This is a genomic window from Pseudonocardia spirodelae (genome assembly GCF_037727765.1).
GTDB lineage: Bacteria > Actinomycetota > Actinomycetes > Mycobacteriales > Pseudonocardiaceae > Pseudonocardia > Pseudonocardia spirodelae.
In genome coordinates, this window is sequence record NZ_JBBJUP010000002.1 from 137,369 (window position 1) to 163,378 (window position 26,010).

At 75.7% G+C, this 26,010-nt stretch carries 26 protein-coding genes and 1 other RNA gene; 19 read left to right on the plus strand and 8 right to left on the minus strand.

The window, feature by feature from the left end:
- Positions 1-53 precede the first annotated feature (53 nt).
- From WJX68_RS02980 to WJX68_RS03005, 6 genes are all read left to right on the plus strand, one after another.
- On the plus strand, positions 54-1,205 hold the full coding sequence (locus WJX68_RS02980) for an alpha/beta fold hydrolase (RefSeq protein WP_340286005.1): 1,152 nt from the start codon (positions 54-56) through the stop codon (positions 1,203-1,205).
- Between the two features lie 352 nt (positions 1,206-1,557).
- Positions 1,558-2,220 (plus strand): FadR/GntR family transcriptional regulator, encoded by a 663-nt coding sequence (locus tag WJX68_RS02985; protein ID WP_340286006.1) that lies wholly within the window; start codon positions 1,558-1,560, stop codon positions 2,218-2,220.
- Positions 2,217-2,981 carry a creatininase family protein gene (locus tag WJX68_RS02990; protein WP_340286007.1) on the plus strand — a complete coding sequence of 255 codons (765 nt, stop codon included), beginning with the start codon at positions 2,217-2,219 and terminating at the stop codon, positions 2,979-2,981. The genes WJX68_RS02985 and WJX68_RS02990 overlap by 4 nt, the downstream gene beginning before the upstream one ends.
- A 139-nt stretch (positions 2,982-3,120) precedes the next feature.
- Entirely contained in the window at positions 3,121-4,176 is a 1,056-nt protein-coding gene (locus tag WJX68_RS02995; RefSeq protein WP_340286008.1) for a CE1 family esterase, read from the plus strand.
- A gap of 62 nt (positions 4,177-4,238) precedes the next feature.
- A complete protein-coding gene (locus tag WJX68_RS03000) occupies positions 4,239-5,720 on the plus strand; it encodes an AbgT family transporter (protein ID WP_340286209.1) in 1,482 nt (493 codons plus the stop codon).
- A gap of 72 nt (positions 5,721-5,792) precedes the next feature.
- Positions 5,793-6,776 carry an aldo/keto reductase gene (locus tag WJX68_RS03005; RefSeq protein WP_340286009.1) on the plus strand — a complete coding sequence of 328 codons (984 nt, stop codon included), beginning with the start codon at positions 5,793-5,795 and terminating at the stop codon, positions 6,774-6,776.
- Between the two features lie 33 nt (positions 6,777-6,809).
- Here the strand turns inward: WJX68_RS03005 and WJX68_RS03010 are convergent, their stop codons facing one another.
- Complete coding sequence (locus tag WJX68_RS03010) at positions 6,810-7,514, minus strand: dienelactone hydrolase family protein (protein ID WP_340286010.1); 705 nt, start codon at positions 7,512-7,514, stop codon at positions 6,810-6,812.
- Between the two features lie 120 nt (positions 7,515-7,634).
- Between WJX68_RS03010 and WJX68_RS03015 the strand changes: the two genes are divergently transcribed.
- Together WJX68_RS03015 and WJX68_RS03020 are read left to right on the plus strand one after the other, a co-directional pair.
- The gene (locus tag WJX68_RS03015; RefSeq protein ID WP_422785648.1) at positions 7,635-9,005 is read left to right on the plus strand and encodes an FAD-binding oxidoreductase; all 1,371 of its coding nucleotides are present in this window, start codon (positions 7,635-7,637) and stop codon (positions 9,003-9,005) included.
- 40 nt (positions 9,006-9,045) lie between these two features.
- Positions 9,046-10,320 (plus strand): class I SAM-dependent methyltransferase, encoded by a 1,275-nt coding sequence (locus WJX68_RS03020; protein ID WP_340286011.1) that lies wholly within the window; start codon positions 9,046-9,048, stop codon positions 10,318-10,320.
- Positions 10,321-10,330: 10 nt separating this feature from the next.
- Here WJX68_RS03020 and WJX68_RS03025 read toward each other — a convergent pair whose 3' ends face one another.
- Positions 10,331-11,137: a fructosamine kinase family protein gene (locus WJX68_RS03025; RefSeq protein ID WP_422785641.1), complete on the minus strand. Its 807-nt coding sequence runs from the start codon at positions 11,135-11,137 to the stop codon at positions 10,331-10,333.
- Entirely contained in the window at positions 11,134-11,592 is a 459-nt protein-coding gene (locus tag WJX68_RS03030) for a low molecular weight protein-tyrosine-phosphatase (protein WP_340286012.1), read from the minus strand. The genes WJX68_RS03025 and WJX68_RS03030 overlap by 4 nt, the downstream gene beginning before the upstream one ends.
- Positions 11,593-11,709: 117 nt before the next feature.
- Here WJX68_RS03030 and cobC point away from each other — a divergent pair, with 117 nt between their 5' ends.
- From cobC to WJX68_RS03055, 5 genes are all read left to right on the plus strand, one after another.
- Positions 11,710-12,801: an Rv2231c family histidinol phosphate aminotransferase CobC gene (cobC, locus tag WJX68_RS03035; protein WP_340286013.1), complete on the plus strand. Its 1,092-nt coding sequence runs from the start codon at positions 11,710-11,712 to the stop codon at positions 12,799-12,801.
- A 59-nt stretch (positions 12,802-12,860) separates the two neighbouring features.
- Positions 12,861-14,015 carry a Nif3-like dinuclear metal center hexameric protein gene (locus WJX68_RS03040; RefSeq protein WP_422785649.1) on the plus strand — a complete coding sequence of 385 codons (1,155 nt, stop codon included), beginning with the start codon at positions 12,861-12,863 and terminating at the stop codon, positions 14,013-14,015.
- Positions 14,012-14,737 (plus strand): zinc ribbon domain-containing protein, encoded by a 726-nt coding sequence (locus WJX68_RS03045; RefSeq protein ID WP_340286015.1) that lies wholly within the window; start codon positions 14,012-14,014, stop codon positions 14,735-14,737. The genes WJX68_RS03040 and WJX68_RS03045 overlap by 4 nt, the downstream gene beginning before the upstream one ends.
- Positions 14,734-15,891: a bifunctional RNase H/acid phosphatase gene (locus WJX68_RS03050; protein ID WP_340286016.1), complete on the plus strand. Its 1,158-nt coding sequence runs from the start codon at positions 14,734-14,736 to the stop codon at positions 15,889-15,891. Before WJX68_RS03045 ends, WJX68_RS03050 begins: the two co-directional genes overlap by 4 nt.
- A gap of 177 nt (positions 15,892-16,068) precedes the next feature.
- Entirely contained in the window at positions 16,069-16,236 is a 168-nt protein-coding gene (locus WJX68_RS03055; RefSeq protein ID WP_340286017.1) for a hypothetical protein, read from the plus strand.
- Between the two features lie 93 nt (positions 16,237-16,329).
- On the opposite strand, the gene WJX68_RS03060 is transcribed toward WJX68_RS03055, so the two are convergent.
- Both WJX68_RS03060 and WJX68_RS03065 read right to left on the minus strand, forming a co-directional pair.
- Positions 16,330-17,598 carry an SLC13 family permease gene (locus tag WJX68_RS03060; protein WP_340286018.1) on the minus strand — a complete coding sequence of 423 codons (1,269 nt, stop codon included), beginning with the start codon at positions 17,596-17,598 and terminating at the stop codon, positions 16,330-16,332.
- Positions 17,595-18,359, minus strand: a complete 765-nt coding sequence (locus WJX68_RS03065; protein ID WP_340286019.1) for a sulfite exporter TauE/SafE family protein — start codon at positions 18,357-18,359, stop codon at positions 17,595-17,597. Before WJX68_RS03065 ends, WJX68_RS03060 begins: the two co-directional genes overlap by 4 nt.
- An 88-nt stretch (positions 18,360-18,447) precedes the next feature.
- Between WJX68_RS03065 and WJX68_RS03070 the strand changes: the two genes are divergently transcribed.
- Positions 18,448-19,878, plus strand: coding sequence for a protein adenylyltransferase SelO (locus tag WJX68_RS03070; RefSeq protein ID WP_340286020.1), 1,431 nt, complete (start codon positions 18,448-18,450; stop codon positions 19,876-19,878).
- Here the strand turns inward: WJX68_RS03070 and WJX68_RS03075 are convergent.
- The gene (locus WJX68_RS03075) at positions 19,856-20,491 is read right to left on the minus strand and encodes a TetR/AcrR family transcriptional regulator (RefSeq protein WP_340286021.1); all 636 of its coding nucleotides are present in this window, start codon (positions 20,489-20,491) and stop codon (positions 19,856-19,858) included. The two genes, WJX68_RS03070 and WJX68_RS03075, sit on opposite strands and share 23 nt — an antisense overlap.
- A 60-nt stretch (positions 20,492-20,551) precedes the next feature.
- Here WJX68_RS03075 and WJX68_RS03080 point away from each other — a divergent pair, with 60 nt between their 5' ends.
- Entirely contained in the window at positions 20,552-21,853 is a 1,302-nt protein-coding gene (locus WJX68_RS03080; protein WP_340286022.1) for an NAD(P)/FAD-dependent oxidoreductase, read from the plus strand.
- 7 nt (positions 21,854-21,860) lie between these two features.
- An RNA gene (rnpB, locus tag WJX68_RS03085) (RNase P RNA component class A) lies at positions 21,861-22,259 on the plus strand.
- Between the two features lie 74 nt (positions 22,260-22,333).
- Here rnpB and WJX68_RS03090 read toward each other — a convergent pair.
- Complete coding sequence (locus WJX68_RS03090) at positions 22,334-22,840, minus strand: hypothetical protein (RefSeq protein ID WP_340286023.1); 507 nt, start codon at positions 22,838-22,840, stop codon at positions 22,334-22,336.
- 405 nt (positions 22,841-23,245) lie between these two features.
- On the minus strand, positions 23,246-23,800 hold the full coding sequence (locus tag WJX68_RS03095) for a dihydrofolate reductase family protein (protein ID WP_340286024.1): 555 nt from the start codon (positions 23,798-23,800) through the stop codon (positions 23,246-23,248).
- A gap of 181 nt (positions 23,801-23,981) precedes the next feature.
- On the opposite strand from WJX68_RS03095, the gene WJX68_RS03100 reads away from it, so the two are divergent.
- The 3 genes from WJX68_RS03100 (at position 23,982) to WJX68_RS03110 (ending at position 26,004) form a co-directional block, all read left to right on the plus strand.
- A complete protein-coding gene (locus tag WJX68_RS03100) occupies positions 23,982-24,503 on the plus strand; it encodes a hypothetical protein (protein WP_340286025.1) in 522 nt (173 codons plus the stop codon).
- A 141-nt stretch (positions 24,504-24,644) separates the two neighbouring features.
- A complete protein-coding gene (locus tag WJX68_RS03105) occupies positions 24,645-25,238 on the plus strand; it encodes a mycothiol transferase (RefSeq protein WP_340286026.1) in 594 nt (197 codons plus the stop codon).
- Between the two features lie 52 nt (positions 25,239-25,290).
- The gene (locus tag WJX68_RS03110; protein WP_340286027.1) at positions 25,291-26,004 is read left to right on the plus strand and encodes a hypothetical protein; all 714 of its coding nucleotides are present in this window, start codon (positions 25,291-25,293) and stop codon (positions 26,002-26,004) included.
- The last annotated feature ends 6 nt before the right edge of the window (positions 26,005-26,010 follow it).

Genomic DNA, 26,010 nt, shown 5'->3' on the forward strand with positions numbered 1-26,010 from the left:
GCGGCCGTCCTCGCGGGCCGTCGATGACCCCCGCGTGCCGGTAGGGTGCGCCCGTGGATCTCCTGGGCGCCGCCGCCAACGTGTGGGACCGGACCGTCGTCGGCCGGCTGGCCGACCTGCGCCGGATGCCGCGCGACGCGGTCGTCGGCTCCCCGGACGGCATCCTGTTCCGCTACCGCCCGCTGTCGGGGGTGGACCCGGCGCCGGGTGGCCCGGTGCTGTTCGTGCCGCCGCTCGGCGCGCCCGACTTCGCCTACGACCTGCGACGCGGCTGCTCGCTGGTCGAGCACCTGCTGCAGCAGGGACGGACGGTCTACCTGATCGACTACGGGCCCAAGTCGTTCTCCGACCGCACCCTGGGCATGGAGAGCTGGGTCGACGACCTGCTCCCGCGCACGATCCGCCAGGTCGCGCAGGAGGAGGGCGAGGACGTGCACCTCGTCGCCTGGTCGCTCGGCGGGATCTTCGCCATGCTCACCGTGGCGGCGGCGGTGCAGGCCCGCGCCCCGCTCCCGGTGCGCTCGGTCGCCGCCATCGGCAGCCCCGTCGACATCTCCCGGGTCCCCCTGGTCGCGCCGATCCGCCCGCTCGCGCAGATCACCGGCGGGCGGCTGATCTCCTCGATCTACCGCGGCGTCGGGAGCTTCCCGGCACCGATGGTGGGCTGGGCGTTCCAGCTGACCGCGGTCGACAAGCTCGTCACCAAGCCGCTGGCGATCGCGTCGCGGATCGACGACCGCGACTGCCTGGCCCAGATCGAGGCCGTGGACCACCTCATGCGCAACATGCACGGCTACCCGGGCCGGGTGTTCGGGCAGATCTTCCACCTGCTGCTGCGCAGCAACGACCTCGCCGCGGGCGGCCTGCGCCTGGGCGGGCGCGACGTGGAGCTGGCCGACGTCGACGTGCCGGTGCTCGTCGTCGCCGGCCGGGACGACGTGATCGCCCCGCTCAAGGCCGTCCGGGGGGCGGTGCCGCTGCTGACCGGCAGCCCGGAGGTGCGGTTCACGACGTCGCCGGGCGGGCACCTCGGCGTGCTCACCGGGCGCCGGGCCCGGGACACGACGTGGCCCGAGCTGGACCGCTTCCTGTCCGACGCCGACCTGCGGGCCGCCGGCGGTGACGGTGCGACCGGGAGTGCGGGCGGGGAGACCGGAGGGACCGGGGAGACGGACGGCGGGACCGCCGCCGCGGCGGGGGCCTGACCGCCGCCTCCGCGCCGCCCTCTCCTCAGTCACCGCCTCTCCTCCGTCACCGCCTCGCCGCTGGTCCTCGCCGCCGGTCCTCGCCGCCACCGCCGCCCGCCGTGCCGCCCGGGCGGAGCCGGGGCGCGCCGCCGGTTCGCGCGCAGCGTTCGAGATCGCCTGTGCTGCAGCACGAGCGGGGCCGGAACGTCCGCGCGGACCCGGAACGGGCGCGCGGACGCGGCCACGCAGCGCCGGTCGGCGCGGGCGCGGGGCGGAGAGCCACCGGCGGGCGGAGGACCGGCCGGCGGAGCGGTGGTGGACGGACCGGCCACCCTTGACCGTCCAGGTCTATAAGTGATTTAGTCACTTTATGACCGCAGGGGAGACGCTGTCGGAGCGCCTGGCCGACGACATCATGGACATCATCCGGGCCGAGAACCTCGGGCCGGGGGACCAGCTCGCGTCCTCCCGCGACCTGGCGAGGCGGTTCGAGGTCACCACCCCGACCGTCCGTGAGGCGCTGCGGCGGCTGGAGGCCACCGGCGCGGTCGAGTTCCGGCACGGCTCGGGCACCTACGTCGGGGCCGGCGTCGGACGGCGGCTGCTCGCCAACCCGCACCGCGCGTCGCGCACCCCGGACGGGGTGGGGGAGCTCGTCCGCGCCCGGCTCGTCCTGGAGCCGCCGATCGCCGCGGCCGCGGCCCGCACCCGGGACGCGGCGGGACTGGCGATGCTCACCGCGAGCGTCACCAACGCCCTGCACCCGCCGGTCGGCGACCTGCGCCCGGCGGTCCACTTCCACGTCGCGCTCGCCGCGACCAGCGGCAACGCGCTGCTGCGCGAGACCGTCGAGGCGCTGCTGCACGTCCGCGCGCACGACCAGGTCGAGATCCGCCACCGCTACGACGACCGCGAGCGCGACCACGCCGAGCACGTCGCCCTGCTGGAGGCGGTGCGCGACGGCGACCCGGACCGCGCCGAGCGGCTCTGCCGCGAGCACCTCGCCTCGATCGCCGCGGCGGTGGGCGCGTGAGCACCCGGCGCCTGGCCGAGATGACGACGGTCGAGGCGGCCGCCGCCGTCGTCGACAGCCCGGTCGTGCTCGTGCCGGCCGGGGCGTTCGAGCAGCACGGGCCCGGCCTGCCGCTGGCCACCGACCTGATCCGCGCCGAGGCCGTCTGCGACCGGGTCGCCGACGCGCTCGGGGGCACCGCGGTCGTCGGGCCGTCGCTGCCGGTCGGGGTGTCGCCGCACCACCTGGCCTTCGCCGGCACGGTCAGCCTGAGCACCACCACGTTCGCCGCCGTCGTCCGCGAGTACGTCGACGGCCTGCACCGGCACGGCTGGCGCAAGATCTGCGTCGTCACCGGGCACGGCGGCAACGACGCGACCCTGGCCACCGTCGCGCAGGACCTGCTCGCGACCCGGCCCGACCTGCAGTTCGCCTGGAGCCCGCTCACCCCGCTGGCCGCCGACGTCGTCGCCGCGGCCGGGCCGCCCGAGGTCAGCGGGCACAGCGGGCAGGCCGAGACGGCGCAGATGCTCGCCGTCGCCCCGCACCTGGTCCGCACCGACCGGCTGGAACCCGGGACGACCCGGTTCGCCCAGCTCGACGCGCTGGGCGCCCTCGCCCGCCGACGCGGCGGCCCGTCGCTGAGCGCGACCTACGACCGCCTGTCCGGCAACGGGGTCCTCGGCGACCCCCGCCGGGCCGATCCGGAGCACGGCGAGGCGATCGTCGCCGCGATCGTCGACCGGATCACCGACTTCGTCACGGCCTGGTCCAAGGCCTGACGCCGAACCCGCCCACCGACCCGCACGTCCCGCACGTCCCGCGGAGGCGCCGCCCGGCGCCCTCGCCGCCCGACCCTGCCCGCGTCCGGGCGGGGACGCACAGCACGGCCGTCGACGACGCCGACCGAAGGGGACCGCCATGACCGCGCCGACTCCCGCGCCGCCTCCCGCTCCACCGCATCCCACCCCGCCGACCGGCGCGGCCAGGCGGGGCACCCGCCTGCTCGCCGCCGCGGCCGCCGTCGCCGTCTGCGCGGCCGGCCTGCTCGCGGGCCCGGCGACCGGCACGGCCCGGGCCGCGACCACCACCCCGGCCGGGGCGACTCCGGCGGGACCCGCGAACCCGGCCGGTCCGGCACGGGGCAGCGCCGGGTGCGCCAGGACCACCGACCAGGCCCCGGGCACCGGCACCGACCGCGTCCTGACCAGCGGCGGCGTCGAGCGCACCGTCCGCGTCCACCTGCCCGCGTCCTACCGGCCCGGCCACCCCACGCCGGTGGTCCTGGTGTTCCACGGCCGCGGCAACAGCGGGGCGACCACCGAGGAGTTCACCGGGCTGTCCGGGCTCCCGGCGATCGTCGCCTACCCCGACGGCGTCCCCGGCGACGAGGGCAAGCAGGCCTGGCAGGGCGCGCCCTACTCCGCACCGGGCGTCGACGACGTCGCGTTCACCGCAGACCTGCTCGACGAGCTCGAGACGGGCCTCTGCGTCGACCCCGGCCGGGTCTTCGCCACCGGCAAGTCCAACGGCGGCGGCTTCACCGAGATCCTCGCCTGCCGGATGGCCGACCGGATCGCCGCGATCGCACCGGTCGCGGGCGCGTACTACCGGGCCGGCGAGCCGCCCTGCGCGCCCGGCCGCGCCGTCCCGGCGCTGTTCGTCCACGGCACCGGCGACGCCACCATCCCCTACGCCGGCGACGCCGCCCGCGGCCTCCCCGCGATCGGGGCGAAGGTCGCCGAGTGGGTCGCCCGCGACGGCTGCCGGGCCCGCCCGCAGACCCGCCGCACCGAGCCCGACGTCACCACCACCACCTGGCGCGGCTGCCGCTCCGGCGCCCGGGTCGCCCACGTCGCCGTCGACGGCGGCGGCCACACCTGGCCCGGCGCCCTCGCCTACAGCGGCGGCGGGTACACGACGCGGACCGTGCGGGCGACCGAGCTCGTCGGCGAGTTCTTCGGGCTGACCCGGTGAGCGCCCCGGTGGACCGCGACCCCGGGACCGACACCCGGGAGCTGCCCCGCATCGTGCGGGCGATGGCCGTCGTCGAACGCGTCGGCAACGCGCTGCCGCACCCGTTCTGGCTGTTCTGGGTGCTCGCCGGGATCCTCGCGGTCGTCAGCGCCGGACTCGCCGCGGCCGGCGTCTCGGTGATCGCCCCGGACGGCGAACCGGTCGCCGTGCGCAACCTGGTCTCCGGCGACGGGCTCGCCATGGCCGTCTCCACGATGATCGACAACTTCGCGGAGTTCCCGCCGATGGCGACCATCGTCACGGTGATCATGGGCGTCGCGGTCGCCGAGCGCAGCGGCCTGCTCGCCGCGGCGATGCGCGCCGGGGTGGCCCGGGTGCCGGCGTCGCTGGTGGTGTTCGCGGTCGCCTTCGCCGGGACCGTCTCCCACGTCGCCTCGGCCGCGGCCTACGTCATCCTGGTGCCGCTGGGCGGGCTCGCGTTCCGCGCCGTCGGGCGCTCGCCGGTGCTGGGCATCGTCGTCGCCTACACCGCCATCGCCTCGGGCTACGACGCCAGCCCGGTCCCGACCCCGAACGACGCCATCTTCGCCGGGATCACCACGACCGCGGCCCGGATCGTCGACCCGTCGGTGACGGTCTCGCCGGTCAGCAACTGGTTCTTCAACATCGCCTCCTCGGTGGTGCTGGCGCTGGTCATCACCCTGGTCACCAAGCTGGTGCTGGCCCGGCGACCGGACCTCGACATCGACCCCGACGCCCCCGACGACGACGTCGACGGCCTCACCCTGCAGCCCGCCCAGCGGGCCGGGCTGCGCCGCGCCGGGCTGGCCCTGCTCGTGTTCGCGGTGCTGCTGACGGCGGCCGTGCTGCCGGTGGCCTCGCCGCTGCGCGGGGACGGCGGCGCGATCGCCGAGTCCCCGCTGATGGACGGCATCGGCGCGGTCATCGCCGTCCTGTTCGGCCTGCTCGGCATCGTCTACGGCCGCGCCGCGGGCACCGTCACCTCCGCGGCCGACGTGCCGAAGCTGATGGCCGAGGGCATCCGGCAGATGGCCCCGGTGCTGGCGCTGTTCTTCGCGATCGCCCAGTTCCTGGCCTGGTTCGACTGGTCGCACGTCGGCGACGTGCTCGCCGTCGTCGCCTCCGACGCGCTGCGCACCACCGGCGTGCCGATCCCGGTCGTGTTCCTCATGGTCCTCGCGGTGCTCACCGTGGTGAACGTGATGATCACCAGCGGGTCGGCGATGTGGGCGATCGCCGCACCGGTGATCGTGCCGATGCTGATGCTGGTCGAGGTGCCGCCGGAGACCACCCAGGCGCTGTTCCGGATCGCGGACTCCGGCTCCACCGCGATCACTCCGATGAGCCCGTACTTCGTGATGGCGCTCGGGTTCCTGCAGCGCTACCGCAAGGACGCCGGCATCGGGACGCTCGCGTCGTACACGCTGCCGCTGGCCGTCGCGATGACGGTCGTCTGGACGGCGCTCTTCCTGGCCTGGTGGGCACTGGGGATCCCGCTCGGGCCGGGCGCGCCCGTGCGCTGAGCACGGGGCGCACCGCGCGACCGAGGGGGCCGCGCGGCGCGGGGACCGGGGACGTCGGGAACACTGGCGCGGGTGCGCCACCTCGACGTCCCCGGCTCCGGTCCCGTCCCCTGGTCGGTGATCGGCCTGGGCACCTGGCAGTTCGGCACCCGCGAGTGGGGCTACGGCGACGCCCTGGAGGCCGGTCGGATCGTCGCGCGCGCCCGCGAGCTCGGCGTCACCGTCTTCGACACCGCGGAGCTGTACGGCCCGCTGCGCAGCGAGGTGATCCTCGGCGACGCCCTGCGCGCCGCGGGCGGTCCCGGCTGGCGCGACGAGGTCGTGCTCGCCACGAAGTTCTTCCCGGTCCTGCCGCTCGGGCCGGTCCTGCAGCAGCGCGCCCTCGCCTCCGCCGCCCGGCTCGGGGTGTCCACCCTGGACCTCTACCAGGTCCACAAGCCGCACCCGCTGCTCGGCGACGCCTCGATGATGCGGGGGATGGCCGCGCTGCAGCGGGTCGGGCTGGTCCGCGCGGCGGGCGTGTCGTCGTACTCGACGGCCCGGTGGCGCGCCGCGGAGGCGGCGCTGGGCGGGCCGGTGCTGTCCAACCAGGTCGAGTTCAGCCTGCTGCACCGCGCGCCCGCCGGGGACCTGGTCGCCCACGCCGCCGCGCACGACCGGATCGTCATGGCCTACAGCCCGCTGGCCCAGGGGCTGCTGACCGGCCGCTACGACGCCACCCACCGCCCGACGAACGCGGTGCGGCGCACCAGGGCCGCCTGGCTCCCGGAGAACCTGCGGGCGCTGGCGCCGCTGCTCGACACCCTGCGCGACGTGGCGTCGGGGCACGACGCGACGCCGTCGCAGATCGCGCTGGCCTGGGTGGTGCACCACCGCAACACCGTCGCGATCCCCGGGGCGTCGAGCGTGGCCCAGCTCGAGTCCAACGTGGCGGCCGCGGACATCGCGCTGACCGGCGACGAGCACGCCGGCCTCGCCGCCGCCGCGGCCCGGGTGCGTCCCACCGGGGGAGTGCGGGCGCTGGGTGGGATGGCCCGCGAGCTGCTGGGAGGATGAGCGGGGCCCCGGCGCGGGGCCCCGCCGCCGGACCTACTTGACGTGCTCGCGCAGGAACTGCGTGGCGCGCGACCAGGCGATGTCGGCCTGCTCCTTGTCGTAGGTGCCCATGTGGTTCTCGTCGTTGAAGAACGCGTGCCCGGCCGGGTACTGGCGGAAGTCCGGGCGGGTGCCGGACTCGGACTCGATCCGGTCGGCGAGCGCGGCGACGGCGTCCGGGTCGGCCATGGTGTCCTCCTGGCCGAAGTGGCCCTGCACGGCCGCGGTCAGGTCCGCGAACGACGGGTAGTCCTCCTTGAGGACGCCGTAGAACGGCACCGCCGCGCTGACCTTGTCGCCCTGCTGCGCGGCCAGGACCAGCACGAAGCCGCCGCCCATGCAGAAGCCGATCGCGCCGACGGTGGAGGAGGTCACCGCGTCGAGGCCCAGCAGGTGGTCGACGGCACCGGCCAGGTCGGTGGCCGCGGATGCGACCGGGAGGTCGGCCATGAGCTGCCCGGCCTCGTCGGAGTCGTGGGTGGTGCGCCCGCCGTAGAGGTCGGGGGCCAGCGCGACGAAGCCCTCGGCCGCGAGCCGGTCGGTGACGTCGACGATGTGGTCGGTCAGGCCCCACCACTCCTGGATGACGACCAGGCCCGGTCCGGAGCCGGACTCCGGGAGCTTCAGGTAGCCGTGCGCGGTCCCGCCGTTGCTCGGGAACGTGACGTTCTGCGCGGGGTTCTCGTTGGTGTGTGCCACGCGCGTGATGACATCACGACGGGATCGGTCGTGCGCGTCGGAAGATCGTTGCGGCGTGTGACGGAGGAGGCTCCGGAAATCATGAGCGTCGCAAACGAGATGGGTCTATCGTCGGCGTCCATGCAGGCCGGGACGCTGGGCACGAACCGCGCCGCGCACGACGCGGCCGTCGAGGACATGCGCCGGGCACGGGCCGGGGACGGTCCCGTGCAGCTCGGGAAGCCGTCGTCGAACCTGTTCCGGTTCGGGGCGCGCGACACCGGCGCGGCGGTCCGGCGGCTGGACACGTCCGCACTGGACGGGGTGCTCGGCGTCGACCCGGCCACGCGCACGGCCGAGGTCCAGGGGATGGCGACCTACGAGACCATCGTGGACGCCACGCTGGTCCACGGGCTGATGCCGCTCGTCGTCCCCCAGCTGAAGACGATCACGCTCGGCGGCGCGGTGACCGGGCTCGGGGTGGAGTCCACCTCCTTCCGCGACGGCCTGCCGCACGAGTCGGTGCTGGAGATGGACGTGCTGACCCCGGCCGGGGAGCTGCTCCGTGTCACCCCGGACGGCGAGCACGCCGACCTGTTCGCCGCCTTCCCCAACTCCTACGGCACCCTCGGCTACGCGGTCCGCCTGGTCGTCGAGCTCGCGCCGGTCCGCCCGTTCGTGAAGCTCACCCACCACCGGTACCCCGGCGGGGCGGCGGCCGCGGCCGCGATCGAGGAGTTCGTCGCGGCGGGCGAGGTGGACTTCCTCGACGGCGTCGTGTTCTCCGCGGACGAGCAGTACCTGACGACCGGCGAGTTCGTCGACGCCCCGATGCCCGGCGCGCGGATCTCCGACTACACCGGCCAGGAGGTCTTCTACCGCTCCCTGCGCCGCCGCCCGGTCGACCACCTCACCGTGCACGACTACCTGTGGCGCTGGGACACCGACTGGTTCTGGTGCTCGCGCGCGTTCGGCGTGCAGCACCCGGCGGTGCGCCGGTTCTGGCCGCGCCGGCTGCGCCGCTCCGACGTCTACCGCCGCCTCGTCGCCCTCGACCAGCGGTACGGCGCGTCCAACCGGGTCCGCGAGGCCCTCGGCGGGACGGCCGAGGAGATGGTCGTGCAGGACGTCGAGATCCCGGTGGAGCGCCTTGCGGAGTTCCTGGAGTTCTTCCACCGCGAGATCCCGATCGAGCCGGTGTGGCTGTGCCCGCTGCAGCTGCGCGGACGGCGCAGCTGGCCGCTCTACCCGATGGAGCCGGGCCGGCTCTACGTCAACGTCGGGTTCTGGTCCTCGGTCGCGGAGAGGCCGGGGGACCCGTGGGCACACAACCGGCTGATCGAGCAGTGCGTCGCCGACCTCGGCGGGCACAAGTCGCTGTACTCGACCGTGCACTACGGCGAGGACGAGTTCTGGGCGCACTACAACGGCGGGGCGTACCGGGCGGTGAAGCAGCGCTACGACCCGGACGGCCGGGCACCGGACCTGTACCGCAAGGTCACCGGCCGCTGAGGCGTCCTGCACAGGTGTGACGACAGGGGAGGGGAAGACGATGACAGGAGTGCTGGAGCGCACGACGTCGACGGAACCGGTGGCGGGGATCCTGGCCTCGGTCCTGGGCTCGTCGCGGGAGCTGCGGGTGGAGGCGTTCGACGGGTCCCGCTCGGGCCCGGACGACGCGCCGGTGACGCTGCGGGTGAACTCCCCGCGGGCGCTCGGCCGGCTGGTGAGCGCACCCGGCTCGCTCGGGCTGGCGCGCGCCTACGTCACCGAGGAGCTGGACGTCGACGGCGACCTCTACACCGCGCTGCGCGCGATGTCGGAGGTCACGCTGCACTCGATCCCGCGGCGCGAGCAGCTGCGGCTCGCACGGCGGCTGCTGCCGTACTGGCGTGAGCACCGGATGCCGCCGCCGGACCTGGAGGCGCGGCCCAAGGGCCTGCTGCACTCCCGGCGGCGCGACTCGCAGGCCATCTCCCACCACTACGACGTGTCGAACCGCTTCTACGAGTTCGTGCTCGGCCCGTCGATGACCTACACCTGCGCCGCCTACCCCGACGCCGAGGCGTCGCTGGAGACCGCGCAGGCCGCCAAGTACGAGCTGGTCGCGGCGAAGCTGGACCTCCGGCCGGGGATGCGGCTGCTCGACGTCGGCTGCGGCTGGGGCGGCATGGTCCGGCACGCCGCCCGCGAGCACGGCGTCCGCGCGCTGGGCGTGACCCTGTCGCGCGAGCAGGCCGCCTGGGCGCAGGAGGCCATCGCCCGCGAGGGGCTGTCCGAGCTGGCCGAGGTGCGCCACCTCGACTACCGCGACGTGCCCGACGGCGTCTACGACGCGGTGTCCTCGATCGGGCTCACCGAGCACATCGGCAAGCACAACCTGGACTCCTACTTCGCGGCGATGTACGCGAAGCTCCGCCCGGGCGGGCGGATGCTCAACCACTGCATCACCCAGCCCCACCGGCCCGACCACCGCCACACCGACCCGTTCATCCACCGCTACGTGTTCCCCGACGGGGAGCTGGAGCCGGTCGCGACCCTGGTGGACGCGATGAACGAGACCGGTTTCGAGATCCGGCACGAGGAGAACCTGCGCGAGCACTACGCCATGACCCTGCGGGACTGGGGCGCGAACCTCGAGCGCAACTGGACCGACGCCGTCGCCGAGGTCGGGATCGGGCGCGCCCGCGTCTGGCGGCTCTACATGGCCGCCTGCCGCCTCGGGTTCGACCTGAACAACATCCAGCTCCACCAGGTGCTGGGCGTGAAGCTGCAGGAGGACCGGTCCGCCGGGTTCCCGCTGCGCGGCGAGCACGGCGCCTACTGAGGACGGACCCTCAGAGCCGGCGGGCGGCCGCGGCGGCGGCGTCGCCGTAGCCGCCGCCGAAGAGCACGGCGTGCACCAGCAGCGGGAACAGCTGGTGCAGCCCGACCCGCTCGTCGTAGGCGGCGAGGACCCGGTCGAGGTGCGGGAGGCCGAACAGGGCGAGCATCGCCAGGTCGGACTCGCGGTGCCCGCCGTGCGCGGCCGGGTCGATCAGCCACCCGTCGCCGTCGGCGGCCCACAGCACGTTGCCCGACCACAGGTCCCCGTGCAGCCGGGCCGGTGGCTCCTCCGGCCCGGCCAGGTCGCCGATCCGCCCGCACACCCGCTCGATCGCGGCGGCCCCGGCCGGGTCCAGCGCGCCGCGGTCCCGCGCGGCCCGCAGGTAGGGCAGCACGCGCTCGGCGGCGAACCAGGCGCCCCACGGCCCGTCGTGCGGGTGGTCGCCCATCCGGGCGTGCCCGATCCAGGCGTCCGCGGGGCCGCCGGGCGGCGGGGCGCCGAGGGCCGGTGCCCCCGCCGCGTGCAGCACCGCGAGCCCGCGGCCCAGCCGCTCCGCGCCCGCGGGTGTCGCGGGCCCGGGCTCGACGAGGCCGGTGACCAGCAGCGTGTCGTCGGCGCCGTGCACGCGGGCGACCGGTGGCCCACCGGGGACGGCGAGCCAGCGCAGCCCGGCGGCCTCGGCCGGGACCGAGCCCGGCTCGGCGGCACCGTCCTTGACCACGACGACCGTGCCGTCGTCGAGTGTGCAGCGCGGCGGGTGCCCGGCGGGCCCCGCGACGACCGCGCGGCCGGTCAGCCGCGCGACCCGGTCCCTCACGCGCTCCGCTCGACGTGCTCGACCAGGCCGGGCATCGCGGCGGCGATCATCGCGTGGACCTCGGCGAACCCGTCCGGGCCGCCGTAGTAGGGGTCCGGGACCTCGGCGCCGTCGGGGGCGTCCGGGTCGAAGGAGCGCAGCAGCCGCACCCGCTTCGGGTCCGGGACCGAGCGCTGCAGCGAGCGCAGGTGGCCCGCGTCCAGCGCGACGAGCAGGTCGGCGGAGAGGATCTCGGAGTCGACCTGGCGGGCGCTGTGGGTGGTGTCGTAGCCGTGCGCGGCCAGGACCTCCTCGGCCCGCTCGTCCATCGGCTGCCCGATGTGCCAGTGGCCGGTGCCGGCGCTGGTGACCCGCACGCGGTCGGACAGGCCGGCCGACTCGACCTCGGCGGCCAGCATCTTCTCGGCGATCGGGGACCGGCAGATGTTGCCGGTGCAGACGAACACGACGTTCACGAGGGCGATCCTCCGGGAGCGGGGGTACCGACGTCGACGGTGACGCCTCGGGCGGGGAGCGGACGGGGCAGGTGACCATTGTCGGGCATGGACCGGGCGGCGCCGTAGGGTGGCCCGATGCCGTTCGATGACCATGGCGCCGCGGCGGACCACGGGAGCGGGCACGACCTGCGCCACCACGGCGACGTCGACGCGGCCGACGGGCTGGTGGACTTCGCCGTCAACGTGATCGGCGACGGCCCGCCGCCGTGGCTGCGCGAGCGGCTCGTCGCCACGCTGGACGGGCTCGGCCGCTACCCGCGCGCCGACCACGACGCCCGGGCCCGCGCCGCCGTCGCCGCCCGGCACGGTCGCGACCCCGCCGAGGTGCTCCCGCTCGCCGGCAGCGCCGAGGGATTCGCGCTGCTCCCGGCCCTGCGCCCGCGGCTGGCCGCCGTCGTGCACCCCGGGTTCACCGAGCCGGAGGCCGCGCTGCGCTCCGGCGGGGTGCCGGTGGTCCGCGTGCTGACCGACGCCGCGGCCGGGCACGCCCTGGACCCGGCCGCGGTGCCGGAGGAGGCCGACCTCGTCGTCGTCGGGAACCCGACCAACCCGACCGGGGTGCTGCACCCCGCCGCCGACCTGCGCGCGCTGGCGCGCCCCGGCCGGGTGCTGCTGGTCGACGAGGCGTTCGCCGACGCCGTCCCCGGCGAGCCGGAGAGCCTGGCCGGTGACCCCGGCCCGCCCGGCCTGCTGGTCTTCCGCTCGCTGACCAAGACGTGGGCGCTGGCCGGGCTGCGCGCCGGGTACGCGCTCGGCGACCCCGCCCTGCTGGCCCGCCTGGGCGCCCCGCGCCCGCCGTGGCCGGTGTCCACCCCGGCCCTGGAGGCGATCATCGCCTGCAGCGAGCCCGCCGCGGTGTCCGCCGCGGACCAGAAGGCCCGCGAGCTGGCCGCGCACCGGGTGTCCATGACGACCGCGCTCGCCGCGGTCGAGGGCGTCGCCGTCGTCTCCGGGCCGGCGCCCTACCTGCTGCTGCACCTGCCCGACGGCACCGGCGAGCCGGTGCGGCGGCTGCTGCGCGAGGCCGGGATCGCGGTGCGCCGCGGCGACACCTTCCCCGGGCTGGGGCCCGACCACGTCCGCGTCGCGGTCCGCCCGCCCGAGACCGCCCGGCGCCTGGTCGAGGCGCTCGACGACGCCCTGCGCCGGCTGGGGGCCGCGGCGTGAGCGCCACCGTGGGCGACGTCGTCGCCGCGCTGGAGGCCGCCTACCCGCCCGCGCTCGCGATGGACTGGGACGCCGTCGGGCTGGTCTGCGGCGACCCCACCGAACCCGCGGACCGGGTGCTGTTCGCGGTCGACCCGACCCCGGAGACCGTCGACGAGGCGATCACCTCGGGGGCGCAGCTGCTGGTCACCCACCATCCGCTGCTGCTGCGCGGGGTGCACGGCGTCGGCGCCGACACCCCGAAGGGCGCGCTGCTGCACCGGCTGATCCGGGCCGGCGTGGCGCTGTTCACCGCGCACACCAACGCCGACGTCGCCGACCCCGGCGTGTCCGACGCGCTCGCCGCGGCGCTGGGCCTCACCGTGTCCGGGCCGCTGGCGCCCGAGCCCGGCCCGGCGCTGGACAAGATCGTCACGTTCGTGCCGGTCGGGCCGTCGATCGGCGCGGTGCACGCGGCGCTCGCCGAGGCCGGCGCCGGGGCGATCGGGAACTACTCGCACTGCTCGTTCGCCACCGCCGGGACCGGCCAGTTCCTGCCCCTCGACGGCGCCGAGCCCGCGATCGGCACGGTCGGCCGGCTCGAGCGGGTGGCCGAGACCCGGCTGGAGATGGTGCTGCCGCGCGCGCGGCGCCGCGACGTCGTCGCCGCGCTGCGCGCCGCGCACCCCTACGAGGAGCCCGCGTTCGACCTGCTGGAGATGGCGCCGCTGCCGTCGTCGCGGGGGCTGGGGCGGGTCGGGGAGCTGGCGGGCACCGAGTCGTTCGCGGCGTTCACCCGCCGGGTCGCCGACGCCCTGCCGCCGACGGCCTGGGGGGTGCGCGGAGCGGGGGACCCGGACCGTCCCGTGCGCCGGGTCGCGGTGTGCGGCGGAGCCGGTGACTCCGCCCTGGACGCGGCCGCCCGCGCCGGCGTCGACGCCTTCGTCACCGCCGACCTGCGCCACCACCCGGCCTCCGAGCACGCGCTCGCCGGGACCGGCCCGGGCGGCCCGACGCCGGCGCTGGTCGACGTCGCGCACTGGGCCTCGGAGTGGCCGTGGTGCGGGCAGGCGGCCGGGGTCGTGACCGCGGCGCTCGGCGGTAGCGTCACCGTCGCGGTCTCACGGGCCCGCACCGATCCCTGGACGACGGCCGCGACCGCCGTCCCGTCCGGCCCGGACACCCCGGCCCACCGGACCGACCCGACCGAAGACCTCCCGGAGGCGAGTGCATGAAGGCCGATCCCACCGCCCAGGCGAAGCTGGTGACGCTGGCCGAGGTGGACGCCGAGATCGGCCGGCTCACCCACCGGCGCTCGACCCTGCCCGAGCTGGCGCAGCTGACCGAGGCCGAGCAGCGGGTCCGTACGGCGCGGGACGCGCAGGTCCGCGCGGAGACCCGCGCCGGGGACCTCGACCGCGACATCGCCCGGCTCGAGCGCGACATCGACGGCGTCCGCGCCCGCACCGCGCGCGACCAGCAGCTCCTGGCCGGGTCGGGGGTCGGGGCGAAGCAGGCCACCGAGCTCCAGCACGAGCTGGAGACCCTGGCCCGCCGCCAGGGCGTCCTGGAGGATGAGCAGCTCGGGGTCATGGAGGAGCGCGAGGCCGTCGGCGTCGAGCTCGACCACACCGGGGGCGAGGTCACCGAGGCCGAGGCCGCCGTGACCGAGCTGACCGGGCGGCGCGAGAGCGCCGAGGCCGACATCGACGCCTCCCGCGCCGGCCGAGACCGGGCCCGCGCGGAACTCGTCGCCGCGCTGCCGGAGGACCTGCTCGCCGACTACGAGCGCATCCGGGCCCGCGGGCGGGTCGCCGCCGGGCAGCTGCGCGAGTCGCGCTGCGGGGCCTGCCGGCTCGAGCTCGACCGCACCTTCCTCGGGCAGGTCCGCTCCGCGGCCGCCGACGACGTGGTGCACTGCGAGGAGTGCGGCGCGATCCTGGTGCGTGGCCGGTGAGGCTCGTCGTCGAGGCGGACGGCGGCTCGCGCGGCAACCCCGGGCCCGCCGGCTACGGCGCGGTGGTCCTCGACGCCGGCGGCCGTCAGGTCCTCGGTGAGGTCTACGACGGCCTGGGCACCGCGACCAACAACGTCGCGGAGTACCGCGGCCTGATCGCCGGACTCGCCGCGGCCCGCGAGCTCGGGGCCACCGAGGTCGAGGCCCGGATGGACTCCAAGCTCGTCGTCGAGCAGATGAGCGGGCGCTGGAGGATCAAGCACCCCGCGCTGGCCGAGCTCGCCGACGAGGCCCGCGCGCTGGCCGGGGAGTTCGACGCGGTCTCCTTCACCTGGATCCCGCGCGCGGAGAACGCGCGCGCCGACGCACTGGCCAACCGCGCGATGGACGGGGAGTCCAGCCCCGCGCTGGACCCCGCGGCCGCGGCGGGGCCCGCGCCGAAGCCGCCCGCCGGGGCCGCCGACGGCGCCGGGTCCGGCGGCGACTCCGCGGCCGTCGCGGCGGCGTGGACCGGGCAGGCGGGCACGCCGGTGCGGATGATCCTGCTGCGCCACGGGCAGACCGAGCTGTCGGTCGAGCGCCGCTACTCCGGCCACGGCGACCCCGAGCTCACCGGGCTGGGGCAGGAGCAGGCGGCGGCCGCGGCCCGGGCGCTGGCCGCGCGGCTGGCCCGCCAGGACGTCCGGCCGGCCGTGATCCTGTCCTCGCCGCTGCGCCGTGCCCGCCAGACCGCGGCCGCGGTCGCGGAGACGACCGGCGCCGAGCTGACCGTGCGCGACGCCCTGATCGAGACCGACTTCGGGGGCTGGGAGGGGCTCACCTTCACCGAGGCCCGCGAGCGCGACCCGGAGCTGCACGGGGCGTGGCTGGGCTCGCCCGACGTCGCACCGCCGGGCGGGGAGAGCTTCCGCGCGGTCGCCGAGCGCGTCGAGGCCGAGCGGCGGCGCATCGTCGAGGAGTTCGCGGGGGAGACCGTCGTGCTGGTCAGCCACGTGACGCCGATCAAGATGCTGCTGCGGACGGCGCTGGGCTCCGGCGACGAGGTGCTCTATCGGATGCACCTGGACCTGGCCTGCCTCAACGTCGCGGACTTCTACCCCGACGGCGGGGCGTCGGTGCGCCTGGTCAACGACACGTCCTACCTGGACCACTGACCCCTGTATCGATACCGCCCTGACCCGTTCGGGCGGTGTCGACTGCGCACCGTTGTCGGGGGCTCCCCGGCCGGGCGATGATCTGCGGGCACCGTACGGGGTGGTCAACCTACGGAGCGTGATGTCAGCGGTGATGTCTCGGTTGTCGCGGGGAACACAGGGACGGGGAGGACAGCGATGTCGCAGATCCACGAGCACGACTACGGCTACGACCTGGCACACGAGATGAAGGTGGTCGCGCGGTTGCCGCAGCAGCGGCGCGGCAGCTCCCGCCCGCTGGGCGTCCCGGCCCGCGAGATGGACCCCGACACCGACCTCGGCCACGACTCGGCCCACGAGTTCTAGCCCTCCCGACGACCGCCACGGCCCCGCCCGGACCGCTCCGGGCGGGGCCGTCGCACGTCCGGGGCGGCTCCCGCGGTGTCCAGGGCGGGCGGGTCAGGGCGGGAGGACCGCCAGCGCCCCCCACAGCGCCGTCGTCGCGGCGAGCAGCCCGAGCGGCACGGTCAGCGCGCCCAGCCGCAGGAACGTGCCCAGCTGCGGCGGGTCGCCGTAGCCGGTCGCGATGCGGCGCCACAGCAGCGTCGCCAGCGAGCCCGCGTAGGTCAGGTTCGGCCCGATGTTGACGCCGAGCAGCATCGCCAGGACCAGTCCCGGCGGGGCGGCCGGGCCGTGGGCGGTGAGCAGCACCAGCGTCGCGGGCAGGTTGTTCACCAGGTTCGCCAGCACCGCCGCGACGGCCGCGGTGAGCAGCAGCCCGGCCAGGTCCGGGGTCGCGGGCAGCAGCGCGCCGATCCACCGCGCGAGCCCCTGCGCGCTCACCCCCGCGACGACCACCCCCAGCGCCAGCACGAACAGGCAGAACCCCGGTGACGCCGCCGCCACCAGCCGCAGCGGACCGGTCTCGCGCCGGACCAGCGCCCGCACGGCCAGGACCAGCGCCCCGGCGGCCGCCACCCAGCCCGGCTCGACGCCCAGCGGGGAGGCCACCGCGAACCCGGCCAGGGTCAGCGCCAGCACCGCCAGCGCGACGACCGGTGCCGGCTCGGCCGCCGGTGCCGGGCCGGCCCGCTCCGGCCCGGGGCCGGGGTCCGGGGCGTCGCGCAGGTCGCGCCGGAACCACCACCGCAGCACCAGGTACTCCACCGCGATGACCGCGACCCACGGCCCGGCCATCAGCCCGGCGAAGGTGAGGAACCCCAGCCCGGACGCCGAGAACGCCAGCAGGTTGGTCAGGTTCGACACCGGCAGCAGCCCCGACGCGGAGTTCGACAGGTGCGCGCAGGCGAACGAGTGCGGCCGCGACGCCACCCCGAGCCGGGCCGCCGTCGCCAGCACCACCGGGGTCAGCAGCACCACGGTCGCGTCGAGGCTGAGCACCGCCGTGGTCCCGGCCGCGGCCGCGAACACCGCGACCAGCAGCCGCCGGGCCGAGCCGGCCGACGCCGTCGCCAGCCGGGCGCCCAGCCAGCGGAACACGCCCTCGGCGTCGGCGAGGTGACCGAGCAGCAGGATCGCGGCGAGGAACCCGACGGTCGGTGCCAGCTCCGCGGTCTCGGCCCACGCCGCGGCCGGGGTCACCAGCCCGGCCAGTACCGCGACGAGCGCCGCCGGCACGGCGACCACGGCCTCGGGCAGCCCGAAGGGCCGCAGCGTCGCCGCCGCCAGGACGGCGGCCAGCAGCGCGACCGCGAGCAGCAGGCTCACGTGAACAGCAGCGCGACGCCGACGGCCAGCCCCAGCAGGACCACCGCCCAGCGCAGCAGCGTCTCCGGCATCCGGCGCGCGACGAGGGCGCCGAGGTAGCCGCCGACCAGCGTCGTCGGGGCGAGCAGCGCGACGGCGAGCCAGTCGACGGGGGCGCCGAGCGCGAACACGACGACCGTCACCGTCGCCACCACCAGCGACAGCACACCCTTGAGCGCGTTGAGCCGGCGCAGCTCGTCGTGGGCGAACAACGACAGCGTCGAGATCAGCACGACCCCGAGCGCGCCGCCGAAGTAGCCGCCGTAGACCGAGGCGAGGAACACCGCGACGAGCAGCCCGCCGGTGCGGTCGCGCCCCCCGGTCGCGGGGTCGCCGATCCGGCGCTTGAGCCACGGGCCGACCGCCATCGTCAGGCTCGCCAGGATGACCAGGACGGGCACGACGGCGTCGAACACGGCCGTGGGCAGCACCAGCAGCAGCGTGCAGCCCACCGCGCTGCCCAGCGCGGCGGCCACCGCGGTGCCCACGATCCTGCGTCCCTGCCCGGGCAGCTCGTGGCGCGCACCGAGCACCAGGCCCGCGTAGCCGGGCCACTGGGCGACGGAGTTGGTGACGTTCGCCGCCAGCGGGGGGAACCCGACCCCGAGCAGCGCCGGGAACACCAGCAGCGACCCGCCGCCGGCCACGGCGTTCACCGCGCCCGCGAGCAGCCCGGCCACCAGCAGGAACACCAGCGCCCACGGCTGGGAGAGGTCGATCACGACCGGACGGTATCCCGCTGCAACGCGCCGCGGCCCCCCGGCGCGGCGCGGACCGGCCGATCCGCGCGACGGCTCGTAGCCTGGAGCCATGACCGCAGCCACCGAGATCGCGTTCGAGAACACCTTCGTCCGCGACCTGGAAGGCCTCTACCTGCCGTGGCAGGCCGCGCCCGCACCCGAGCCGCGGCTGGTGCTGCTCAACGACGCCCTGGCCCGCGAGCTCGGGCTGGACCCGGCCCGGCTGCGCACGCCCGCCGGGCTGGGCCTGCTCACCGGGACGGCCGTGCCCGGGTCGGCGACGACCGTCGCCCAGGCCTACGCCGGGCACCAGTTCGGCAACTTCTCGCCGCGCCTCGGCGACGGCCGCGCGCTGCTGGTCGGCGAGCTCGTCGCCCCCGACGGCGCCCGGCGCGACCTGCACCTGAAGGGCTCCGGGCGCACACCGTTCGCCCGCGGTGGCGACGGCCGGGCCCCGCTGGGCCCGATGCTGCGCGAGTACGTGATCTCCGAGGCGATGCACGCGCTCGGGGTGCCGACGACGCGGTCGCTGGCCGTCGTCGCGACCGGCGAGCACGTGATGCGCGACCGGGGCCCCGAGCCGGGCGCCGTGCTCGCCCGCACCGCGTCGAGCCACCTGCGGGTCGGCACCTTCCAGTTCGCCGCCGCCACCGGCGACGTCGACGTGCTCCGCCGTCTCGCCGACCACGCGATCGCCCGGCACCACCCGGCCGCGTCCTCGCCGCTGGAGCTCTACCGTGCGGTGATCGCCGCGCAGGCCGCGCTCGTCGCGCGCTGGACGGGGATCGGGTTCGTCCACGGCGTCATGAACACCGACAACATGACGATCTCCGGTGAGACCATCGACTACGGCCCGTGCGCCTTCCTCGACGCCCACGACCCCACCACCTGGTACTCCTCGATCGACCACGCCGGTCGCTACGCCTTCGGCAACCAGCCCGGCATCGCGCAGTGGAACCTGGCCCGCTTCGGCGAGGCGCTGCTGCCGCTGCTCGCCGACGACCAGGAGGAGGCGGTCCGGCTGGCCACCGGGGAGCTGCAGGGCTTCGCCGACGCCTACCTCGCCGCCCGCGACCGCGACCACCTCGCCAAGATCGGCGTCGGGACCCCGGAGCTGCTGGGCGAGCTGTTCGCGCTGCTGGAGGAGCACACACCGGACCACACGCTGTTCTTCCGGCGGCTGTCGGACGCGGCCCGCGGCGACGACGGCCCGGTGCGCGCGCTGTTCGGCGACCCGGCCGCGCCGGGGGAGTGGCTGCGCTCGTGGCGGGCCGCGGGCCCCGACGCCGACGCGATGGACCGGGTCAACCCGGTCCACGTCCCGCGCAACCACCTGGTGGAGGAGGCGCTCGGCGCGGCCGTCGTCGACGGCGACCTCGAACCGGTGCAGTGGCTGCTGCAGGTGGTCGCCGACCCCTTCACCGAGCGGGAGGGCTTCGAGCGCTACGCCCTCCCGGCCGGGCCGGACGCCCCGCCGTTCAGGACGTTCTGCGGGACGTGAGCAGCGAGCACCGCGCGGCCCGGACCAGCCAGTCCCGGTAGCTCCCGACCGGCCAGCCGCGCAGCACGACCAGCCGCCGGTAGGACGTGCCGTCGTTCAGCGTCCAGGCCAGGTCGGCCGCCGTCGCCGGGTCGACGCCGGCGTCGAGCGCGGCGAGGTGCGCGGCGAACGCCCGGGCCCCGGCGAGGCGCTCGGTCTCGGCCCGGTCGCGCAGCGCGGCGACGTCGGGGTCGACGTCGGCCGCGGCCTCGATCACCGCCGCCAGCGGCGCGGCGCGGACCTGCACCTCGACGACCATGTCCACCCAGGCGGCGACCGCGGCGGGCGCATCGGTGCAGGCCAGGATCCGTGCGACGGCCGGCCGGTCGGCCATCGGGACGGGCTCGTCGTCGCCGACCAGGGTGTGGTCCCAGGCCAGCGAGAGCAGCGCGGGCTTGCCCCCGGCGGCGTTGACGACGGTCCGGCGGCTCACCCCGGCGGCCGCCGCCACGGAGTCGAGGGTGGTCGCGGCGTAGCCGTCGCGGACGAACTGAGCCGCCGCCGCCGCGACGACGGCGCGCCGGGTCGTGCGCGTCCGCTCGTCGCGCAGGGCGGAGCGGTACTCCCTCGGCACTGGACGTCCCCCGTATTTCGGTGCACTCTGAGTGCATCGGAATGTACCAGGGAGGTCGCCGTGCGCGTGGGCATCATCGGGTCCGGTCCGGCCGGGCTGCTCCTCGGGGCGGCGCTGGCCCGGCGCGGGCACACCGTCGTCGCCGTCGACCCCGACCCCGGTCCGGACGCCGCGGGGGACTGGCCGCGTCGCGGGGTCATGCAGTTCCGCCACCCCCACGCCGTCCGCCCGCAGGTGGGGGAGGTGCTGCGCGCGGAGCTGCCCGAGGCGTGGGACGCCTGCCTGGCCGCCGGCGCCGAGCCGATCGTGTTCGTCCGCGACGACGGCACCCGCCCGCCCCCGGGCCTGCGGGTGCGGCGCGAGACCTTCGAGCGTGCGCTGCGCCCGGTCGCGGCCCGGGTGCCCGGCCTGACGCTGCGCTGCGGGCACGTGGACCGCGTCGCCGTGACCGGCGGGCGGGCGCACGGGCTCGTCGTCGACGGCGAGACGCTGCCGGCCGACCTCGTCGTCGACGCCTCCGGCCGGGCCGGGCGGGCGACCCGCGACCTCGGCCCCGGCCCGACGGCGGGCGGTGACACCGGCATCGCCTACGTCAGCCGCCAGTACCGCCTGCACGACGCCGCGGACCCCGGTCCGATGGTCAACCCGCTGGCCTGGGAGGCGCAGCTCGACGGCTACCAGGTGATCGTGTTCCGGCACGAGCACGGGATCTTCTCGGTGCTGCTCGTCCGCCCGGCCGGCGAGCTGCGCGACCTGCGCCACGAGGCCGCGTTCACCGCGGCCTGCCGGGCGGTGCCGGGGCTGAGCGACTGGACCGACCCCGGCCGCGCGGCGCCGCTGACCCCGGTGCTGCCCGGCGGCCGGCTCCACAACCACTACCGGCCGCAGCCCGGCGTCGCGGGGCTCGTGCTCGTCGGCGACGCGGTGTGCACCACCACCCCCATGTTCGGCCGCGGCCTGGCCACCACCGCGATGCAGGTCCGCGCCCTGCTCGCGGGCATCGACGCCGGCGACCTCGCGTCCTTCGGGCCATGGTGCGACGCCCACATGCGTCCCTGGGTGCTCGACCACGTCCGCTCCGACGAGCACTGGCGCCGCGTCTGGTCCGGCGGGGACCTCGATCTCGACCGGCGCGTCCCCAGCGACCTGATCGCGGCCGCCGCGCAGGTCGACGGCCGCATCGCGCCCGCGCTCGGGCCGTACTTCGGGATGCAGGCGGGCCCGGACTCCCTCGACCCGGTCGAGCCGCTCGCGCGGGCCGTCTACCGGGGCGGATGGCGCCCACCCGTCGCCGACGGGCCCACCCGCGCCGAGCTGGCGGAGGTCCTGCGGGACGCCGTGGGGGCCCGGGTATCCTCCTGATCGCGGACGAGTCGGTCGGGCGGCCGCGTCGGGACCTCCGGGTCCCGCCGAGGAAAGTCCGGACTCCACAGGGCAGGGTGGTTGTCAACGGCAACCCGGGGAGACCCGCGGGACAGTGCCACAGAGAACAGACCGCCTCCGGCCTCACGGCCGGGGGTAAGGGTGAAACGGTGGTGTAAGAGACCACCAGCACCCCGGGTGACCGGGGTGGCTCGGTAAACCCCACCCGGAGCAAGGTCGAGAGGCCGTACGTGTACGGCTGCGCAGGCGTTCGAGGGTTGCCCGCCCGAGCCTGCGGGTGGACCGCTGGAGCCTGCCGGCGACGGCAGGCCGAGATGGATGGTCGCCGAACGGTGCACCGTGAGGTGCCCGGGAACAGGATCCGGCTTACAGGCCGGCTCGTCCGCACCCCAACCCCTGACCTGCCGGGCGGTACCGGATCGACCGGTCGGGGGGGCACACACGGGGCACACGGCTGGCCTACGCCGGATGAGCTTTGCCCCACGCCCAGAGCGCTCGGTCGAGGGTGCGGAGGTCTGTCCCACAGCGTCGGGCGATACCGCGACACGTCTTCAGATAGTCGGCGTAGGCCGGCCAGGTCGAGTCCTGTTCGCCGTGCCGCCGGAGAGTCCGCATCGCGAGGACGTCGATGACCGTGAACGTGTCAGGCTTGGCGATGGTCAGGAAAGCGCTGGCGACCGGCACACCAACGCCTCGGAGTAGGCCGAGCACTCGGTGCGCGAGGTGCTCCGGCGCTCGGAGGGCCATCTCGGTGATGGTCTCGACGTCCGCCGGATCGTTCCGTCGGAGGATGGTGATCGTGCGGTTCGACTTCCACTTGATCACCTCCTCGGCTTCCGAGAACGTGAAGTACCCGCGCTCGCCGACTGCCCGGTGAATCGGTCCGAGCACGTGATCGTCGGCAGTCGACGGATAGGCGGCGGCCCACTCCGTCACGAACTCCGCATCGATCTTCTTCGTCGTCATTGGTGTCCCCATGCTCGGAGGATCGGGGACTGCTGTCCCGTCGTGAAGTGAGTCCACCCGCACGTGCGACACCGAGTCACTAAGATCGTGTGCATAGTCGACTTCTGCAGATCCTGCCGATTCCGGCGCAGCGCCGAGGACGGTGTCGACGGCTTCGCGTGTCCTGTCGTCGGAGTCGGGCCAGATGTGCGCGGTCGTCGGCGAGAGGGCCATGGCTCAGCCGCCGACCTCTGAGCTGCGCCGATGCGTCGACGAGTACCTCCTGCTCCGGCGCCGGGTACTGGCGAGGCTCGCGATCACCGTCCCCGGCGAGGAGCGCGGTGGGGTCGGCGGGTCCGGGGAGATGCGGGACCTCGCGGCCGTAGCGCAGGACCGGTCGGCGGAGGCGTCCGGGCGGGTGCGGGTTCAGCGCGCCCGCAGGTAGCGCAGCACGACGCTCCCGTTGTCGAAGGCGCGCTGCTCCACCAACCGCAGCCGCAGGTCGGCCCCGGCCGGCAGGTACGGCGTCCCTCCGCCGAGCACCGCGGGCACGACGGTCGGGTGGAACTCGTCGATCAGGTCCAGCACGGACGCGGCCAGACCCGCGCCACCGACGTCGAGAGGGCCGTCGACCTCCTCCTTCAGTCGCGCCACCTCGGCGAGGGTGTCGGCACGCCGGACGAGCCGGCAGCCGGGCGGCACCGAGGTGAGCGAGTCGGAGAACACGACGCGCGGCGTCGCCACGTAGTGCCGGGCGAACTCGGCCTCCACCTCGCCGCCGTCGGCGCGTGCCGGGTCGGTCCAGAACTCCTCCATGACGTCGTAGAGGCCCCGGCCGAACAGGAAGGCGCCGGTACGACGAGCGCGGTCGTTGTAGTAGCGGTGCAGGACCTCGTCCGGCTCGGAGAAGTCGATCCCGCCGTCGGGATCGGTGACGTAGCCGTCGAGGGACATGCTCATCGCGAAGCAGAGGGTGCCCATGCGGTACGGACCGTCCCGGGCGACGGAACTCATCGCGTGCCCGACTGCCGGATTCCCGGCCTGGTGCCGACCGTCATCACTGCTGATGAGGGGGGTTAACGAGCCGGTGCCTCGCGTCGACAGTCCGCCCGTGGATCACGATGCGCGAACCGGACCCGTCACCGTCGTCACCCCGGGCCCCGTGCCCGAGCGGCCCCGTCGTCGAGGCGCGATGCTCGGCGCAATCGCGGCACTGCTGCTGGTCGGCGTCGGTGTACTCGCCGGGGTGCAGCTGTCTTCGGCCGCCGCTCCGGCGGTCGCTGCCGCCCCCGTGACACCCGTCCCGGTCGCGGCCGCGTCGACGGCGGTGGCCGACCAGCAGGTGTGCGTCGATCTCGACGCGCGGGGCGGGTCGCTCTACTCCGTGTTCGTGCTGCCGATGACAGCCGGCGAGAGCGGACGCAAGAGCATCGACGTCGACATGCAGCAGATGTCCCGCGCCACCGCCGCCGTCGCCAGGCTGGACCCCGTGGCCATCGCCGGTGCGCGCCCGGAGATCGCTGACGAGGCCCGCAGGGTGGTCGCCGCTGCTGAGTCGTTCGAGCTGTACTCCCACGTCGACGGCACCGCGCTGCTGACCTCCTTCGTCGGCCTGTCGGTCCAGTGCCAGGTGGTCGGTCACCAGCCGTCCTGGTTCGACGCCCAGGAACTGCTCGACAACTGACCCGGGCTTCACGGGGTGGTGACCCGGTCCGGTTGCCGAGTCGGGAGAACCGGTCGGACGCGGCCACCAACGAGGACAGGATCCGACCGCATCGGGCGGGACAGTCGTCGTCGACGGCCCGACCCACCCCGGAGGTCCCCCATGTACGCACCCGCCCGCGACGACGAGGCCACCGGCTTCCTGCGCTACGTCGACGAGCAGCTCACGGCCATCCGCTCCGCCGCGTTCGGGCTCACCGAGGACCAGGCCCGCGCCACCCCGTGCCGCAGCGCCCTGTCGGTCGGCGGACTGATCAAGCACGCGACGTACTGCATGCGCGGCGCGGTGACCCGCCTGACCGGCGACGTCACCGAGCAGCCCATGGACGCGGCCGCGGTCGCCGCGTTCACCGGGAGCTTCGCCGTCGGCGAGGGCGAGACGGTCGCCGCGACCATCGAGGAGTTCGACCGGGTCCGCGCGGAGCTGCTGGCCACGATCGGCCGGACCGACCCGGCGGGGGAGTCGACCGCGCCGCCGGCGCCGTGGCACGGGATCACCGACGCGCGCCCGATCCTCGCCCGCCACTACCTCGGGCACCTGGTGGAGGAGTTCGCCCGCCACGCCGGGCACGCCGACATCCTGCGCGAGCAGATCGACGGCGTGGCCGTCCCGGCGCTGGTGCTCACCCTGGCCGGCGCACCCGCCAACGCCTTCTTCGAGCCCTACGAGCCCGCGCCGGGCACGCTGCTGGCGTGACGTCCGGCCGGTCCGGTCGTTGATCCACCCGACCGGGTCGAGGAGGACACACATGGGTCGGGGACGACGGAACGGGCTCATCGCCGCCGCACTGGCGGGCGCCGCCCTGGTGGGGCTCGCGTCGCTGCAGCCCGCCTTCGCGATCGACCCGTTCGGGCCGTCCGGCCGCGTGACGGTGACGCCGGCCGCGTCCAACCAGTTCGCCGGCACCCTCGACGAGGGCACCGGGACCCGCGAGTTCACCACCCGCTACGGCGCCCCGCCCGACGGCGGCACGGGCGCGATGGCGATCAGCACGCCCGACGGGGGCGACAAGGTCCAGTTCGTCACCGCCGAGGTCGGCGGGCCGCTGTCGCGGTTCGCGGACAGCAGCTACTGGGCGCTGCGCGACCCCGCGTCGCACTCCGACGCGATGCCGTCCTTCGCGATCGCCGCCGACGTCGACGGCGGCGACCTGCAGGCGGGCGACCTGCACGTGCTCACCTACCTGCCCGACCACGCCGCGGCGGGCACCTGGACCCGCTACGACGTCGGCTCCGGCACGTTCTGCGTGACCCGCCAGATCGGCCGGGCCGACGCCTACCGGCAGTGCCGCGACGGGGGCGAGCAGCGCACGCTGGCCCAGATCATGGACGAGTTCCCGCAGATGACCGCGTACGCGGCCGGGTTCAACCAGGGCGGCGGCGACGCCGGGCTGGTCTCGGCCGTGGACCTCATGCAGGTCGGCGCCCGCACCTACGACCTGGAGCCCGACACGGCCCGCTGACCGCCC